The sequence below is a fragment of the Curtobacterium sp. MCBD17_008 genome (assembly GCF_003234475.1).
Classification (GTDB): Bacteria; Actinomycetota; Actinomycetes; order Actinomycetales; family Microbacteriaceae; genus Curtobacterium.
The window spans coordinates 1-15,604 of the sequence record NZ_QKTK01000018.1 but is presented as its reverse complement, the minus strand read 5'-3'; the positions used below and the strand labels follow the sequence as shown (position 1 = coordinate 15,604).

At 73.4% G+C, this 15,604-nt stretch carries 17 protein-coding genes and 1 pseudogene; 9 read left to right on the top strand and 9 right to left on the bottom strand.

What is annotated here, in order from left to right; genetic code table 11:
* Positions 1-25: 25 nt before the first annotated feature.
* Genes DEI95_RS14395 through aztB form a run of 3 tightly spaced genes read right to left on the bottom strand, consistent with a single transcriptional unit; the run spans position 26 to position 3,005 of the window.
* Positions 26-949, bottom strand: coding sequence for a metal ABC transporter substrate-binding protein (locus DEI95_RS14395; protein ID WP_181436365.1), 924 nt, complete (start codon positions 947-949; stop codon positions 26-28).
* Positions 946-2,166: an ABC transporter gene (locus DEI95_RS14390; protein WP_111060664.1), complete on the bottom strand. Its 1,221-nt coding sequence runs from the start codon at positions 2,164-2,166 to the stop codon at positions 946-948. The genes DEI95_RS14395 and DEI95_RS14390 overlap by 4 nt, the downstream gene beginning before the upstream one ends.
* Positions 2,091-3,005 (bottom strand): zinc ABC transporter permease AztB, encoded by a 915-nt coding sequence (aztB, locus tag DEI95_RS14385; protein ID WP_111060663.1) that lies wholly within the window; start codon positions 3,003-3,005, stop codon positions 2,091-2,093. The genes DEI95_RS14390 and aztB overlap by 76 nt, the downstream gene beginning before the upstream one ends.
* 80 nt (positions 3,006-3,085) lie before the next feature.
* Between aztB and DEI95_RS14380 the strand changes: the two genes are divergently transcribed.
* A complete protein-coding gene (locus DEI95_RS14380) occupies positions 3,086-3,685 on the top strand; it encodes an ABC transporter ATP-binding protein (RefSeq protein ID WP_111060662.1) in 600 nt (199 codons plus the stop codon).
* Between the two features lie 63 nt (positions 3,686-3,748).
* Here the strand turns inward: DEI95_RS14380 and DEI95_RS14375 are convergent, their stop codons facing one another.
* The 3 genes from DEI95_RS14375 to DEI95_RS14365 form a co-directional block, all read right to left on the bottom strand.
* Positions 3,749-5,338: a Na+/H+ antiporter gene (locus DEI95_RS14375; protein WP_110889765.1), complete on the bottom strand. Its 1,590-nt coding sequence runs from the start codon at positions 5,336-5,338 to the stop codon at positions 3,749-3,751.
* A 117-nt stretch (positions 5,339-5,455) separates the two neighbouring features.
* Entirely contained in the window at positions 5,456-5,674 is a 219-nt protein-coding gene (locus tag DEI95_RS14370) for a hypothetical protein (RefSeq protein ID WP_110889764.1), read from the bottom strand.
* A gap of 127 nt (positions 5,675-5,801) precedes the next feature.
* The gene (locus DEI95_RS14365) at positions 5,802-6,503 is read right to left on the bottom strand and encodes an SDR family oxidoreductase (RefSeq protein ID WP_110911281.1); all 702 of its coding nucleotides are present in this window, start codon (positions 6,501-6,503) and stop codon (positions 5,802-5,804) included.
* Between the two features lie 93 nt (positions 6,504-6,596).
* Between DEI95_RS14365 and DEI95_RS14360 the strand changes: the two genes are divergently transcribed.
* The gene (locus DEI95_RS14360; RefSeq protein WP_110900083.1) at positions 6,597-6,998 is read left to right on the top strand and encodes a MerR family transcriptional regulator; all 402 of its coding nucleotides are present in this window, start codon (positions 6,597-6,599) and stop codon (positions 6,996-6,998) included.
* 96 nt (positions 6,999-7,094) lie between these two features.
* Here DEI95_RS14360 and DEI95_RS17130 read toward each other — a convergent pair.
* Positions 7,095-7,286: pseudogene (locus DEI95_RS17130) on the bottom strand (type II toxin-antitoxin system PemK/MazF family toxin); the annotation flags it as partial.
* 183 nt (positions 7,287-7,469) lie between these two features.
* Here DEI95_RS17130 and DEI95_RS14350 point away from each other — a divergent pair.
* The 7 genes from DEI95_RS14350 (at position 7,470) to DEI95_RS14320 (ending at position 14,009) form a co-directional block, all read left to right on the top strand.
* Complete coding sequence (locus DEI95_RS14350) at positions 7,470-9,041, top strand: peptide chain release factor 3 (protein WP_110889760.1); 1,572 nt, start codon at positions 7,470-7,472, stop codon at positions 9,039-9,041.
* A gap of 117 nt (positions 9,042-9,158) precedes the next feature.
* Positions 9,159-9,707 carry an alternate-type signal peptide domain-containing protein gene (locus tag DEI95_RS14345; protein ID WP_110889759.1) on the top strand — a complete coding sequence of 183 codons (549 nt, stop codon included), beginning with the start codon at positions 9,159-9,161 and terminating at the stop codon, positions 9,705-9,707.
* 64 nt (positions 9,708-9,771) lie between these two features.
* On the top strand, positions 9,772-10,659 hold the full coding sequence (locus DEI95_RS14340; protein ID WP_181436363.1) for an SMP-30/gluconolactonase/LRE family protein: 888 nt from the start codon (positions 9,772-9,774) through the stop codon (positions 10,657-10,659).
* Between the two features lie 141 nt (positions 10,660-10,800).
* Complete coding sequence (locus DEI95_RS14335) at positions 10,801-11,037, top strand: hypothetical protein (protein ID WP_110911277.1); 237 nt, start codon at positions 10,801-10,803, stop codon at positions 11,035-11,037.
* A gap of 70 nt (positions 11,038-11,107) precedes the next feature.
* Positions 11,108-11,917 carry a glycosyltransferase family A protein gene (locus tag DEI95_RS14330; RefSeq protein WP_110911276.1) on the top strand — a complete coding sequence of 270 codons (810 nt, stop codon included), beginning with the start codon at positions 11,108-11,110 and terminating at the stop codon, positions 11,915-11,917.
* Entirely contained in the window at positions 11,914-13,107 is a 1,194-nt protein-coding gene (locus tag DEI95_RS14325; RefSeq protein WP_111060660.1) for a cytochrome P450, read from the top strand. The genes DEI95_RS14330 and DEI95_RS14325 overlap by 4 nt, the downstream gene beginning before the upstream one ends.
* On the top strand, positions 13,104-14,009 hold the full coding sequence (locus tag DEI95_RS14320; protein WP_181436360.1) for an NAD(P)-dependent oxidoreductase: 906 nt from the start codon (positions 13,104-13,106) through the stop codon (positions 14,007-14,009). The genes DEI95_RS14325 and DEI95_RS14320 overlap by 4 nt, the downstream gene beginning before the upstream one ends.
* A gap of 58 nt (positions 14,010-14,067) precedes the next feature.
* On the opposite strand, the gene DEI95_RS14315 is transcribed toward DEI95_RS14320, so the two are convergent.
* Positions 14,068-14,724 (bottom strand): hypothetical protein, encoded by a 657-nt coding sequence (locus DEI95_RS14315; RefSeq protein WP_111060658.1) that lies wholly within the window; start codon positions 14,722-14,724, stop codon positions 14,068-14,070.
* A gap of 130 nt (positions 14,725-14,854) precedes the next feature.
* Positions 14,855-15,541, bottom strand: a complete 687-nt coding sequence (locus DEI95_RS14310; RefSeq protein WP_111060657.1) for an alpha/beta hydrolase fold domain-containing protein — start codon at positions 15,539-15,541, stop codon at positions 14,855-14,857.
* Positions 15,542-15,604 lie beyond the last annotated feature (63 nt).

Below are 15,604 nucleotides of genomic sequence, written 5' to 3'. Positions count from 1 at the left end.
ACCAACACTGTATTGATTCTCATTCTCATCCGCCAACCGACAGGCCGTCGACGATGGCGTCGGTGTTCGAGCGCATCATCTCCAGGTACGACGCCGCACCCTCACCCTCGGCGGTGAGGGATTCGGTGGCGAGGGACCGGATCGCGACGTGCACGTCCACCTCGTCCGCGAGCACCTCGGCGAGACGGGCGGGCTGGGACGCGTCGACGAAGATCGTCGGCACGTCGGCGTCCTCGATCGCCGCGGCGAGGTCGCGGAGATCCGCGGCGCTCGGCGAGGCGAGGGTGGTGCCGCTCGGGATCACGGCCCCGACCACGCGGAAGCCGAACCGGTCGGCGAGGTACCCGAACACGTGGTGGTTCGTCACGAGGGCACGGCGGTCCTCCGGCAGCGCGGCGAACGCGGCGGTCATGTCCCCGTCGAGCGCCTCGAGGTCGTCCCGGTAGCCCTCGAGTGCCCTGTCGAGCGCGCCGTCCTCCAGCCCGGGGACCTCGTGGAGCTCCTCGCCGAGCGCGTCCACGACGGCGGTCATGCGGGCCGGGTCGGTCCAGAAGTGCGGATCGGGGCCGCTGGCGTCCTCGCTCGTCCACTCGAGCACGTCGACCGCCTCCCCCGCCGTGAACACCCGGACCCCGTCGGACGCGGCTGCCGCGACGTGGCGTGCGACGCCCTCCTCGAGCCCGAGGCCGTTCTCCACGACCAGGTCCGCGGTCCGCAGCCGGGCGGCCTCCTGCGCCGAGGCCTCGAACGAGTGCGGGTCGGCACCGCGTGGCATGAGCACCATGACGTCGGCACTGTCCCCGACCACACGCTCGACGACGTCGCCGAGGATGTTCGTCGTGACCGCGACGAGTGGTCGGTCGTCACGCTCCGCCGCGGAGCAGCCGGTCGTGCCGAGCGCCACGACCGCGACGGCAGCCACGACCGCGAGCCGCCGGACGCCGGTCACCGGCCGACCTCGGCGAGCACGTCGGGCCGGACCGGCACGTCGATGGAGCGGGCGACCCGGGCGTCGTCGGCGAAGTCGACCTCGTGCACGACGGACTCCTCCGGGTCGGAGAGGTAGGCGCGCTGCGCGTCGAGCTGCAGGGTCGCACCGGCAGCGGACGACACGAGGGGCTCGGTCGTCACGGGAGCGGAGTCCCCCTCGGACCACACGAGGACCCGTCCGTCCGCATCGAGCGCGACCACGTGCTCGTCGGTGTCGTCGACCGCGACGACCTGGCGCAGGGGGCGGTCGGTCGGGACGTGCTGCCAGGAGCGCTCCCGGGTGTCGAGCAACCAGTAGCCGGTGTCCCCGGCGAGGGCGGCCACGGTCGGCCGACCGGTGCGGTTCGCGAAGTCGGTCGCGCGCGGCAGCGTCGACCCGGCAGCGACGCCGACCGTCTCGACGACCGGGTCGCCGCCGTCCGGGTCCTCGGTGACGAGCACCGCGCCGTCCGCGCACCCGACGACCGCGCCGACACGGGTGACGATGCCGCCGGCCGGGTCGACGCACGCGGCGTCGACGCCGGTCGGCTCCCCCGCGGCGTCGAGCACCCGGACGCGGTCCCCAGCCGCGTCACCGGAGACGAGGAGCGTGCCGAGCGGCAGGAGGACGCCGGCGTCGTCGACCCTCGCGGTCTCCCGCACCTCGCCCTGGCCGAGGGCGTCGCGGTCGAGGGCGACCGCCCGGCCGGACGCCGACCAGGCGAGGGTCGTGGTCGACTCCGAGGAGGCGATCGTGACCGGCCCTGCGCCGTCGAGGCTGCCGACGACCCGGGCCGCGGCGTCGTAGTAGTGCGTGTGGTCGCCGTGGTCGACGGTCCAGGCGCCGCCGTCGACGATCGTCGTCCGCTCCCCGTCGCTCGTGGCGAGGAACCGGCCGTCGGTCGCCGCGTGCTCGGGAGCCGGGACGTCGTCGAGCGACTCGGTCTCGGCCGCGAGCAGGTCGTGGACGGCGACGCTCCCGTCGGCGTCGGCGAGCAGCAGCCGGAGCTGGGGCTCGGATGCCTCGGACGCGCCCTCGACGAACCCGTGCGGCTTCGCCGAGGCGGACGACGGTCCACCGGAGGCGCCGGGCGGGTCGGCGTCCGGTGCGGAGCAGGAGCTCAGGAGGAGCGCGGCAGCGACGCCGAGCGCTGCCGGGACGGCGATCGGGGCTGGTCGGGTGCGGAGGTGGTGCATGGTTCCTTCCGGGGACGGTGGACGAGGAGACGGGTCGCACGGCGGAGACCGTGCGAGACGACGACGGCGACGATCGCGACGAGGGCGATGCTCGCGCCGGCGGCGGTGCCGGCGTGCCAGGAGACGAGCAGGCCGGTCGCGACCGCGGCCATCCCGAGCACCGCGCCGAGCGCCATGGTCGGGCCGGTGCCGCGGGTCCACGCACGGGCGGCCGCGGCGGGGGCCAGGAGCAGCCCGACGACGAGCAGCGTCCCGACGGCCCGGTAGGAGGCGACGACGGCGAGGGTCACGAGCGCCACGAGGACGACCTCGGCCAGGCGCGGCCGCAAGCCGAGCGTCGCGGCCTTGCGCGGGTCGAACGCCGCGGCCGTGAAGGGTCGGTGGAACACCGCGGCGACGGCGAGGGCGGCACCGGCTGCGACCGCGAGCGTGCCGAGGTCGGCGGTGGTGACCGCGAGCACGTCGCCGAACAGGATCGCGGTGACGTCGGTGGCGAAGGACCGGGACCCGGACACGATGATGACCCCGAGCGCGAGCATGCCGACGAAGAGCAGGCCGATCGCCGTGTCGTACGACAGGCCGCCACGGCGACGGAGCGCCTGCACGCCCGCGACCATCACGCCGGCACTCACGGCGGTGCCGAGCACGGCCGGGACGCCGGTCAGGGTGGCGACCGCGACGCCGGGCAGCATGCCGTGCGCGAGCGCCTCGCCGAGGAACGCCATCCCCCGGACGAGCACCCAGGTCCCGACGACGGCACAGAGCACCGCGGCCGTGGCTCCGGCGACGAGGGCACGGAGCATGAAGTCGACGGAGAACGGGTCGGTCAGCCAGGTCACGGGCGACCACGCTACATGGGAATGATTCTCCTTACTGCTAATCTGCTCAGGTGTCGCCCCGATCCGTCCAACTCCGTTCCGTGACCGTCCGACGAGGTGAGCGGGCGGTCCTGCACCGAGCCGACGCGGTCTTCGAGCCCGGTGCCGTGACGGTCGTCGTCGGCGCGAACGGCTCCGGCAAGTCCACCCTGCTCGAGACGGTCGCCGGGGTCCTCCGCGCGGCCGAGGGCACCGTCAGCGGCGTGTCGCCGCGCTCGGTCGCGCACGTCGCGCAGTCGGTGTCGACCCCGGGCCCGCCGCTCACCGTGCGTGCCGCCGTGGCGATGGGCCGGTGGGCATCCGTACCGTGGTGGCGCCCCCTGCGGCCCCGCGACCGCGCGGTCGTCGACGAGCAACTGGCGCGCCTCGACCTCGTCGGGCTGGCCGACCGCCCGCTCGACACACTGTCCGGTGGGCAGCGCCAGCGCGCACTCGTCGCGATGGGACTCGCGCAGCAGGCCGCGGTGCTGCTCGTCGACGAACCGACCGCCGGCGTCGACGCGCGCTCGCTCCGGCTGGTCCTCGACGCCCTCGCCGCCGAAGCCGGCCGGGGTGCGGTCGTCGTGCACGCGGCCCACGACCCCGAGGCGCTCGCCGCAGCCGACCGGGTGCTCACCCTCGAGCGCGGCACCCTCACCTGACGCGAGCGACCGCGCAGTCACCGGACCGTCCGCGTGGCCGGTCGGTCGCGCTGGTCGAGCCCGTCAGCCGCGCTGGTCCAGGCGGAGCAGCCGGGTCTCCTCGGCGTCGTACTCGGCACGGACCTGTCGGAGCACGAGGTCGTCGATCTCCCCCTCGTCCCGTAGCCGCAGCACCGTGGCCGCCTTGAGTCGCACGAGCGCCAGTTCGAGCTCCACCGCCGTCCCGCGCTGCTGCAGCAACGGGTGGTCGTCGTCGTCGCTCTCCTCGGCCTTCACGAGCGCGAGGTGGCCCTCGTAGTCTTCGCGGATCCTGTCGACGATCTCCGCGTCGGCGCCGACGCGGCGCGCCAGCTTCGGCAGGGCGTCGAGCGCCGCCTCGATCGCGACGCGCTCCGCGGACCGACGCTCCTCGACCACCTCGTTGCTGCCGTCGAACGCCGCCCAGCGGACGACCGCCGGCAGCACGAGCGACTGGCCGACGATCGTCACCACGACGACGCCGGCGGTGACGAAGACGATGAGGTCCCGGTCCGGGAACGCGCCGCCGCTCTCCACCATCCGGGGGACGGCGACCGCAGCCGCGAGCGAGACCGCGCCGCGGAACCCGGTCAGCCCGCTCACCAACCGGTCGCGGTGTCCTTCGCGGGGCGAGCCTCCCGTCCGGAGGGTCACGAGCCGCACCGTGCCCCAGGTGAGGTTGAGGAACGCGAAGCGGAGCACGACGACGGCCACCGACACGGCGCCGATCAGCCCGAGGCCGACCGCGATCTCCCCGCCCGTCAGGGCCCGGACCGAGATCGTCGCCTCGATCCCGACGAGCACGAAGAGCGCGCCGTTGAGCAGGAACGTGGCGAACGACCAGAACGACCGCACCTGCTGCCGGGTCTCCGCCCGGTCGAGCTTCGGAGCGACCTGGCTGACGACCAGGCCCGCCACGACGACCGCCAGCACACCGGAGGCGTGCACCGCCTCGGCGACCAGGAACGCGGCGAACGGCACGAGCAGCGTCAGCAGGTTCTCGAGCACGACCGCGTGCACCCGACGGAGGACGAGCATCCCGAGCCACGAGGTCAGCAGCCCCGCGGCGATCCCGCCGACGTAGGACAGCAGCAGCATCCCGGACACGTTCCAGAAGGTGAGCTCCTGCTCCCCCGCCGTCACCGCGACCGCGATGCCGTAGATCACCAGCGTGGTGCCGTCGTTGACGAGCGACTCGGCCCGGAGGACCGTCGTGTTGCGCCGCGGCAGGGACCGCGTGAGCGCACCGACGGCGGTCGCGTCGGTCGGGGCGACCGCGGCACCGAGCACCCAGGCCGGACCCCACGGCATGCCGAGCAGGTGCAGGAGCGTCGCGACCCCGCCGGCCGTCAGCACGACGAGGAGGGTCCCCATCAGGACGATGCCGCGCAGGTTCGCACGGATCTCCCGGAGCGAGATCGTCAGGCTCTCCCAGTACAGCAGTGCCGGCAGGAACAGCAGCAGCACGGCGTCCGCGGGCAGCTCGACCTCGCGGAACACCGGGATGAACGCGATCCCCGCACCGAAGGCGAGCAGCAGGACCGGGGGCGCGACACGCAGCCGGTTCGAGACGGCGGTGGCGACGGCGATCGCGACCACGAGCACGACGACGAGTTCGGGTGCGATGAGTTCCATGAGGAGCACAGCTTGCCAGGGCGGTGGTGTGCGCGCTCACGCCTGGTCCGCACAGCGAACCGCGCCCCGGAGCAGCGGCGCGGAGCAACGGCGCGGCCACAGCGCGTCCGGAGCGGCTCAGCGCCCCCGCTCAGCCCGCTTCGTGAGGACCAGGAACGTCACGTGGCCGAGCAGGGCGATCCCGAAGAACACGAGCGCGACCGCGTAGACCCGGTCGAGCGTCCCGTCGCCGGTCAGGAGCAGCACGATGCACCCGACCACCGCAGCGGTGAGGACCCCGACCTGCACCATCGACCACGTCGTCCGCCAGCGCGGCTGCTGTCCCTGTCCGTCCACGTCCCCATCCTCCCGCATCGACGGACGGGAGGCGCTGCACACGTCGTGCGCCGGGCCTCCCGTCCGCCCTCGGGCCACGTCCGGGCCGGGCCACCTCCGGCCCCGGGGCGGTGCCGCCGGCGGCCGGTCAGCCGAGCTGGTCGGTCAGCGCCGTCGGGTCGGCCGCGAGGGACGCCTTGACCATGCGGCTCCAGTCGTCGACGAGGACCTCGGCCGCGCCGGCCTGCACACCGTCCAGTGACGCGCGGGCGACGTCGGCAGGATCGGTCATGTGGCCGTCGTAGCCGGCCATCATGTCGGTGTCCGCGGCGCCGAGGTGGAGGCCCTGCACCGTCACGCCGCGACTCGCGAGCTCCAGGCGGACGGCGTTCGTCATGTTCCACTCGGCGGCCTTCGCGACGGAGTAGCCACCGGCGCCGGGGGCGGCGAACCAGGACAGCGCCGACAGGACGTTGACGATCGCACCGCCGCCGTTCCGCTCGATGACGGGGGCGAACGCACGCACCACCTCGAGGGTGCCCCACAGGTGCGTGTCCACCGCGCGGCGGGCGTCGGCGAGGTCGTCGGTGAGGAGCGATCCGGAGGAGGAGATGCCCGCGTTGTTCACCAGCAGCGTGACGTCGGGCGCTGCGACTGCTGCCGCCGCGACCGACGCGGGGTCGGTGATGTCGAGGGGCAGGACCGTCACGCCGGGGACGTCGACGAGTTCGGGACGGCGTGCGGTCGCGTAGACCTTCGTGGCGCCGCGCTCCAGGAGCTGCTCGACGAAGCGGCGTCCGATGCCGCGGTTCGAGCCGGTGACGAGCGCGACCGATCCGGTGATGTCCATGGTGTCCTTCCGCCGGACGGGTCCGTCCCGCTCCGGCTCGGTTACGGTAGGACCTCACATCAGTGTCAGGGGCAAACCCGGGACGGAGACGACATGCGCATCGGGGACCTCGCTGCCGAGACCGGGGTGAGCGTCCGCTCGCTCCGCTACTACGAGGAGCAGGGGATGCTCGCCGCCACCCGCACCGCGAGCGGGCAGCGGACCTACGGCTCGGACGCCGTCGACCGGGTCCGGCTGGTCCAGCAGCTGTTCGCCGCCGGGTTGCCGAGCCGGACCATCGTCCGACTGCTGCCGTGCGTCGACGCCGGGCAGGCCACGCCCGAGAGCTTCGCCCTGCTCGTGCAGGAGCGCGACCGGATCACGGCCCAGCTCGCCGAGCTGACGGCGGCGCGGGACCGGCTCGACGAGGTCATCGACATCAGCGAGCACCCGACACCCGAGCACTGCCCGGCGCTCCGGACGGAGCCGTCGACGGTCGGCGCGGCGGCGGCCTGACGGCGACCCGCTGCCGGTGGGCAGTCCGCCGCCGGGCCGGTGGTCCGGCTCGACCGGTGACGGCGTGCTGCTGCAGATCCCGGTGACGAGCCGGACCCCTGCACCGACCTCGCGGAGCAGGTAGGTCGGCAGACGGCCCGCCGGGTACGGGTCGAGGTACTCGCGGCTCACCGGACCGATCTGGGACACGACCGCCACCGAGTCCTTCTCCGACCCGGACGTCTCACGTGGGACGAACACGTTGCCGGGGAACGCCTCCAGGGCGGTGTCCGACGTGAGCGGCACCACGAGGACGGTCGCGATGTCGCTCGCCAGGAGCCAGTCCTGCTGCAACCGGTCATACCGGCGCCCGTCCGGCGACGGCTACCCCCGTCGTTCGTCTGGTGTCGGGTGCAGTCGGTATCGTCGTCGGGTGCAGATGCCGGAACGCCCAGAGGACACCGTCGGACGACGCCACGGCCGGGTCTCGGCATGACGGCGGAGGCCACGGTCATCGAGCGGGAAGCGGAGCGCCGCCGCACGGTCGCCGTCATCGCCCACCCGGACGCCGGCAAGTCGACCCTGACCGAGTCGCTGACCCTCGCCGCTGACGCCATCGACGAAGCCGGTGCGGTCAAGGGGAAGGCGACCCGCCGAGCGACCGTCTCCGACTGGATGGAGATCGAGCGCAGTCGCGGGATCTCCATCAGCTCCGCCGTCGTGCAGCTCGACGCGGGCGGCACGCTCATCAACGTCGTCGACACCCCCGGTCACGCCGACTTCTCCGAGGACACCTACCGCGCACTGGCCGCCGTCGACTGTGCCGTCATGCTCATCGACGCCGCCAAGGGCATGGAAGCGCAGACGATCCGCCTGTTCGAGGTCTGCCGCACGCGGGACATCCCGGTCATCGCGGTCGTCAACAAGTGGGACCGGCCCGGACGCGAGGCGCTCGACCTGCTCGACGAACTCGAGGAGCGCACCGGTCGGACCCCGACGCCCGTGACCTGGCCGGTCGGCGAGGCCGGGCACCTGCAGGGCCTCGTCGACACCGCGACGGGGACGCTGACGACCTTCGAGTCGAGCGGCGGCGGGCACCTGCCGGTCACGACCGAGCGGTCGGCGGACGAGGCGGCCGAGCTGCTCGGTGCCGCCTGGCGGACCGCCGTCGAGGAGGTCGAGCTCACCCGCGAGGTCCGCGGCCTGCCCGACCAGGGCGACTTCCACGACCGGATGAGCATGCCGGTGTTCTTCGGCGTCGCCACCAAGCACGTCGGCACCGTCGACCTGCTGCGCTTCCTCCGCGACGCCGCACCCGCCGCCCTGCCCCGCCGAACCGCGGACGGTGCCGCCCGTCCGGTGACCGAGCCGTTCGCCGCGCAGGTGTTCAAGGTGCAGGCGAACATGGACCCCGCCCACCACGACCAGGTCGCCTTCGTCCGGATCTGCTCCGGGCGGTTCGACCGCGGCATGATGCTGACGCACGCCCAGTCCGGTCGGCGGTTCAACACGAAGCACGCGCTGAGTGTGTTCGGACGCGAGCGCGACACCGTCGACCTCGCCTGGCCCGGCGACGTCGTCGGCCTGGTCAACGCGACGATGCTGCACCCCGGGGACACGCTCTTCAGCGAGGAACCGGTCGAGTTCGAGCCGCTCCCCCGCTTCGCACCCGAGATGTTCGCGACGGTCGCCCCTACCGACCCGAGCACGGCGAAGAAGTTCCGGAAGGGCATGCAGCAGCTCGCCGGGGAGGGCGTGGTCCAGCTGCTGCACTCCGAGCGCCGGACCGCGCAGGCGCCGATGGTCGGTGTCATCGGGTCCCTGCAGCTCGAGGTCCTCACCTCACGCCTGATGGCCGAGTTCGGCACCGCCGTCCGGGTCGAGCCACTGCCGTGGACGATGGTCCGCACCGTCACGGACGCGGACTTCGCGATCCTCGAGAAGCGGCGCGACCTCGAGATCGTCACCACCGACCGCGACCGGTACGGGCTGTTCCGCGACCAGTGGCACCTCAACTCGGTGATGCGCGAGCTGTCGGGTCTGGAACTGCCGGCACCCGTCTGACCAACGGTGCGCGTGCCCCTCGATCTGGGGCCGCACGAAGCGGACGGCGTCTCGTGTCCGCACTTCTGGGGACCGGTACGGTCGGGGCATCCACCGACCCGACCCGAACGGGCTCCCATGCACAAGATCGTCACCGGTGTCGTCGCCAGCGCCAGCGGCCTCACTCTGCTCCTCGGCGGCGCGGGCACCTTCGCGCTCTGGAACGCCGAGGCCTCCACCCGTCCGGCGACGGTCTCCTCCGGCACGCTCGCGCTGTCCGCGAACCCGGACGGCGTGTGGACGGACATCACGAACGGTCGGTCGGACGTGGTCGACATCACGACGGTGCGGATGGTCCCCGGCAACGCGTACCAGTTCCACCAGACGCTGGACGTGACGGCGACCGGCGACGACCTGACGGCGGACCTGACCTGGGTGCCGCAGAGCATCACGGGCGACGCGGAACTCATCGCCGCGTCGACGCAGTCCCTGTCGCTCGCCTCCACCAGCTCGAGCCTCGCGCCCGCGGGCCGCACCTCGTGGACCGTGACACCGACGCACGGTACCTCGGTCCTCGACGTCACCTTCACGATCGGGCTCTCGTCGGAGGTCACGACGGGCAAGGGGCAGTCCATCGACCTCAGTGGCATCGCGTTCACGCTCACCCAGAAGCCGATCGGACCCTGAGCCCGGTCGTCCGGCACACGTCCTCCCCGTGCGCGGACGCCGGGCCGGGTGGCAGGCTGGGGGTGTGCACACCACCCTGCAGTCCGCGACCGACGTCGTCACCGGTATCCGCTTCCCCGAGGGGAACCGCTGGTACCGCGGGCGGCTCTGGTACTCCGACATGCACACGGGCGAGGTCTTCTCGATCGACCCCGGCACGGAGGACGGGCCGCGTCTGGAGACCACCGTGGACGGCCAGTCGTCCGGGCTCGGGTGGTTGCCCGACGGACGGCTCGTCGTCAGCGCGATGGAGTCCCGCACGGTCGTGGCGGTGGACGCCGTGGGGACGACGAGCGTCTTCGCGGACTTGTCCGCCACCGAGCCGTCGCTCCTGAACGACCTGGTCGTCGACCCGGAGAGCGGCCGCACGTACATCGGCGCGTTCGGGTACGACCTGTACGGCGGCGAGGAGCTGCGCCCCGGCCCGCTGTACGTGATCGACCGGGACGGCTCCTCCCGGCTCGCCGCGGACGGACTGGTGTTCCCGAACAGTGCGAACGTGCTGCCCGGGACGCGGACCCTGGTGGTCAGCGAGACCTGGGGCGGCCGTCTGACCGCGTTCGACATCGAGCCGGACGGCAGCCTGACGGGACGACGCGAGTGGGCGGCGCTGCCGGACGGGGTCACACCGGACGGGAGCACGGTGGACAGCGAGGGGGCGATCTGGGTCTGCTCGGTCGACACGGGAGAGTTCCTGCGCGTCGTCGAGGGCGGCGAGGTCACGGACCGCATCGACGCCCCCGGCCGCTGCGCGATCGACTGCGCGCTCGGAGGACCCGACGGCCGGACGCTGTACCTCGCCACCGCGGACAGCTACGACCCGGCCACCACCGCGCAGACGCGCGCGGGTCGGATCAGTGCCGTGCAGGTCGCCGTCCCCGGGCCCGTGACCGGCGCGCCGGACGGCGCCTGACCGGCAGTCCCCGGGACGGCAGTCCCCGGGACGGCAGTCCCCCGGGACAATCCGACACGCTCCCAGGAGACCGTTCCCGGCAGCGGTCCCCGGGCCGCTAGGTTGTCCCTACCGGACATCGTCCGGGAAGGGGGGAACACCGTGATCGTCGTCCTGACACTCACCGCCGTGGCCGTGCTCGTCGTGTCCGCACTCGTCGTCCTCGAGCTGCAGGACCGCCGCCGACGGAGAGTCCTCGGCCACCTGGGACGTCCGGACCGGGCCGTCGGGGACCGCGCGGTCGCCGACATGGACGCAGCGCGGTCGACCGCCGAGGGCATCTCGAGGGCAGCGCACCCCGGGACCTCCGGTGCCGCAGGGATGTCCTCCGTCGCCTGACGAGCCGTCCGCGCACGACTCCGCCTCGGCGGCACCACGCGCACGAGTTCCGTCAGTCCGGAGAGCGACCATGTCCCGTCCCGTCCCGTCCGACACACCCGAGACGAGCGTCGGCATCCGTCTCGGTGTCATCGTCCCCGCCTGGAACGAGGCTCGCCTCGTCCCCGGTCTGCTCGACGCGCTCCGCGACCAGGTCGACCCGGACTTCACCGTCGTCGTCTGCGACAACGGGTCGACCGACGGCACGGAGCGGATCGTCGCCGACCACGTCCGTCGGCACGACCTGTCCTGGCAGGTCGTCGTCGAGCGGCAGAAGGGCACCGGTGCCGCATCGGACACCGCCGCCCGCGCCGCGATCGCCGCCGGGTGCACGCACCTCGTCCGGACGGATGCGGACTGCCTCCCGGCCCCGGACTGGACCGCCACAGTCAAGCGCCTGTTCGCCGAGACGGACCACCTGTTCTTCGGCGGCCTGACGCTGCCGAGGCGCGACGACTTCCCGGTCGGGCCGCTCCGCTACCGGTTCCTGTGCGTCGTCAACGAGGTCGCGATCTGGTGTGGGCGCCTCCTGCCGGAGAACCGGGGCAGGCAGTACCAGGGGCCCTACGTGATGGTCGCCGGGAACAACCTCGCCATCACCAGCGAGCTGTACGAGCGCGTCGGCGGGTTCCCGCGGACCGCCATCGAGGACACGCACGAGGACCGTGACCTCACCAACGCCGTCCGGCGGGTGACGGACCGGTACGGCCTGCACCGCGAGATGGTCGTCACGATGTCCGTCCGCCGGATCGCCGTGTGGGGCATCGTCCGGTCGCTCGCCTGGTACGCCGGCCACCGGTACCGCCCGCGGTCCACGAGCACGGTGGACGTCCGACCGTGACCGGCATCGACGCGCGTGCCGCGCGACGAGCCACGCGGGAGGACCGCCGCGTCGTCCTGCACGCCCACCGTGCCGGCTACCTGGCGCTCCGCGGGATCACCCGGCTCGGCCGGGTCGTGCGGGTCCCCGGTCTCGGGGTCGTCGTGAGCGACGCTGCGCGGATGCGACAGATCCTCCTCGACCCGGTCACCTACTCGAAGGTCGGGCCGGGAGGCTCGGACCGGCTCTGGACGCCCATCATCGGTCCGAGGGGCCTGCTCAACATGGACGGGGAGGAGCACGCGCACCTGCGCCGGAAGCTCACCCCCCTGTTCTCCCAGCGGTTCCTCCGCAGCATCGTCGACGAGGTGCTCACCCCGGAGCTGGACCGGTTCGAGGACGCGGTGGGCCGACGCGAGGACGTCGACGTCGTGGCCGTCATCGAACGCGCGGCCGCGCTCATCATCTGTCGCTTGACCGGGTACCCGGAGGACGACGCCGCGGCGCAGCTCGCCCGGGCCCGGGAGATCCTCGGCTTCGTCACCCTGACGACGAAGGAGTTCTCGGACGCGCAACTCGCGGTGGTCCACGAGAAGCTCGCCGTCCTCAACGCGAGCACCCGCGCCGCCTACCGAGCGGCCGCTCCCGGGACGGTCCCCGCGCTCATGCGAGCCGAGGGGATCACCGAGGAGGACACCGTGTCGGTCGTCACCGCGATGATCGTGGCCGGGACCGAGACGATCGTCAGCTTCGTCCCGCGCTTCACGAACCTGGTCATCGAGTCCGGCCACCTCGACCACCTGGCCCGACACCCCGAGGACGTCCCCGCGGCCGTCGCGGAGGCGATGCGCGTCACCGTGCCCTCACCCGTCATGATCCGCAGCGTGCTCCGCGACCACCGCGTCGACGGCGTCCGTGTCCGTGCCGGGGAGCGGATCATCCTCGCGAACATCTTCGCCTGTGCCCGGGCCGGCGACTTCGACCCCTCCCGCCCCGTGCCGAAGGAGATGCGGCAGCTGTGGTTCGGCGCCGGAGCGCACTTCTGCATCGGGATGCCGCTCGCCACGCTCGAGGCGGAGGTGTTCGCGGCGGCGCTCGCCCGTGCGGCCGCGGCGGCCGGTCCGCTCCGGGTCCGGTCGCGGGTGCGGAAGCAGCGCACGATGGCCGCCTCCTACAGCCGGCTCGTCGTCCGTGCGGAGCGCACGCCGTGACGAGCACCGTCGCCGTCACCGGCGGGAGCGGGTTCGTCGGGGGCCGGGTCATCTCGGCCCTGAAGCGGGAGGGGCACCACGTCATCGACCTCGGGCGCCGTCCCGGTCGGGGCGGCGCCGACGAGCACGTCCACGTCGACCTCGCCGCCGGTCGCGCCCGGGTGCCGCGGCTCGGGGACGTGCCGCTCGTCCACTGCGCAGCGGAGGTCCGGGACGGGTTCGACCGGGGCATGTTCGACCGGAACTCCCGGATCATGGAATCCGCGCTCGCCCTCACGACGGGCAGGGTCGTCCACGTCAGCTCGTCCTCGGTGTACGACCTCGCTCGCCCGTCCGTCCGCGCCCAGCCGGCCGAGGCGACGGGCCGCTACCGCTGGTTCGGCACCTACGGTGAGTCGAAGTTCGCGAACGAAGGGCAGCTCGTGGCGGCCCGCCGCGCGTCGGCGGTCATCCTCCGCCCGCACGCCGTCTACGGCTCCGGCGACGCCACGCTGCTCCCCCGCGTGCTGCGTGCGTCGCGACACGGGGTGCTGCCGCTCCCGCTCGGCGGACGCGCGCCCCACGCGCTCACCTGGGTCGACAACCTCGCCGCCGCCGTCCTCGCCGCACTCCGTGCCGACGTCGACGGCACGCACGCGGTGAACGTGACGGACGACGACCCGGTCCCCATCGGGGACGCGTTCCGGGCCGTCGTCGGCCGGCCGCTGCGGGTCGTGCACGTGCCGATGCGCGCCGCTCGGCACGTCGCCGCGGTCGCCCGGGGCCGGTCGGGCATCTCCCCGTACTCGGTCCGGCAGCTCGGTCTCGAGCGCACCTACGACGTGGGCGGGACGGAGGAACTCCTCGGGTGGGCGCCCGAGCCCGGGACCCTCGCACGGCTCGCGGCCCTGCGCCCGAGCTGAGCAGGTCCGGGCGGGCCACGTCGTGCTGAGCGGCCCGGTCGAGCGCACGACGATCAGGTCAGGTCAGGGCGACCTGCGCGTGCACGAGGACGTCGTGCAGGTCCGGGCGGAGCGCCTCCTGCGAGGACGTCCGCACCTTCACGATGAGCGCCGCTCCGGGCTTCGCGAACGCGCGCGCCACCGTCGCGGACCACGACCCGTCGCTGCCCTGCCCCGCGATCGACAGGAACTGAGCCGTGCCACCGGTCATCGTCGGCAGGAGCTGTTCCTCGAGCTGCTCGGCCGGCAAACCCGCCGCGGTGAACATCTGCACCGTGGCCGCCCGGTCGCCCATGGCCGGGTCGAGGTCGGTGATGCGCTGCTGCGTGATCGTGGCGACCGAACCGTCCGCGTTCGTGTACTCCCGCGACCCGGCGGTCGGGTCCTCGCCGGTCTGCTCCCACCCGTCGAGTCCCGAGACCTCGAGGCTGAACGCGGGCAGGGTGCTGGCGGAGAGGCCGGCGCCGTCCTCGAAGGTGAGGTCGGTGGGCGGTGCCGCCTCCGCCGTCGGTGTGCGCGTCGGCGACACCGGTGTCGGTGTCGTCGACGCCGGAGTCGTCGGGGCGGACCGCTCGGCCCGCGGCGCTGTGCCCCCGTTCCCGGCACAGCCGGACAGTGCGACGGCGACGAGCACGGCGGCCGCTGCTGCGGTGGTGATCCTGGACGTGACGGACATGTGGTTCCCCCTTGCCTCCCGCCGTGCGCCCCGTGCACCGGCGGATCCACCACCGAGCCTACGGGTCCCGGGCGGAGACGGCCCGGGACCGTCCTCCCCCCGACGAGGGGGCGCGCCCGCCCGGGTCCCGTCAGGCGGTGGTCCCCAGGAGGCGTCCGGTCCACTCCCGCAGGGCACGGACGGATCGCTGCGACAGGACCGCCTCCGGCACCATGCTCGTCGACCCGTGGAACGCTCCCGGCCACACGTGCAACTCCGCCGGTACGCCCGCCGCCCAGAGTGCGCTCGCGTAGGCCACGGTCTCGTCCCGGAACACCTCGGCGCTGCCGCAGTCGACGTACGCCGGCGGCAGCCCGGCGAGGTCGGTCGCGCGGCCGGGGGCGGCGGAGACGGACACGTCGTCGCCACCGCGTCGGTCGCCGAGGTACGCGTCCCAGCCGAACCCGGTCATCTCCCGGTCGGCGACACCCACGCCGTCGAACTGTCGTGCCGACACGGTGGCGTCCCGGTCGTCGAGCATCGGACTGACGAGCACCTGCCCGATCACGCCCGGCCCCTGCTGGTCACGAGCGAGGATCGCGGTGCCGGCGGCGAGCCCGGCGCCGGCGCTCTGTCCGACGAGGACGATGCGCTCCGCGTCGATGCCGAGGTCGTCGGCGTGCTCGGCGGTCCAGACGAGGCCGGCGTAGCAGTCCTCGACCGGGTAGGGGTCGGGGTGATCGGTGAGGTGGAACCGGCCGCGTTCGTCCATGGCCGTCAGGAACGGGACGAACTCGGGGTCGAACGGCGGGCGGGGCAGGGCGGTGGTCTCAGGCACGGGTGGTCTCCTCGGTGTGGGTGGTCGAACGGGTCGGGGCGGTCGGGGCGGTCTGGGCGGACG

Coding starts and splice junctions, on each gene's coding strand:
- DEI95_RS14390 (WP_111060664.1), bottom strand. CDS start 2,166: ATGCACCACCTCCGCACCCGACCAGCCCCGATCGCCGTCCCGGCAGCG.
- DEI95_RS14375 (WP_110889765.1), bottom strand. CDS start 5,338: ATGGAACTCATCGCACCCGAACTCGTCGTCGTGCTCGTGGTCGCGATC.
- DEI95_RS14365 (WP_110911281.1), bottom strand. CDS start 6,503: ATGGACATCACCGGATCGGTCGCGCTCGTCACCGGCTCGAACCGCGGC.
- DEI95_RS14360 (WP_110900083.1), top strand. CDS start 6,597: ATGCGCATCGGGGACCTCGCTGCCGAGACCGGGGTGAGCGTCCGCTCG.
- DEI95_RS14350 (WP_110889760.1), top strand. CDS start 7,470: ATGACGGCGGAGGCCACGGTCATCGAGCGGGAAGCGGAGCGCCGCCGC.
- DEI95_RS14345 (WP_110889759.1), top strand. CDS start 9,159: ATGCACAAGATCGTCACCGGTGTCGTCGCCAGCGCCAGCGGCCTCACT.
- DEI95_RS14330 (WP_110911276.1), top strand. CDS start 11,108: ATGTCCCGTCCCGTCCCGTCCGACACACCCGAGACGAGCGTCGGCATC.
- DEI95_RS14315 (WP_111060658.1), bottom strand. CDS start 14,724: ATGTCCGTCACGTCCAGGATCACCACCGCAGCAGCGGCCGCCGTGCTC.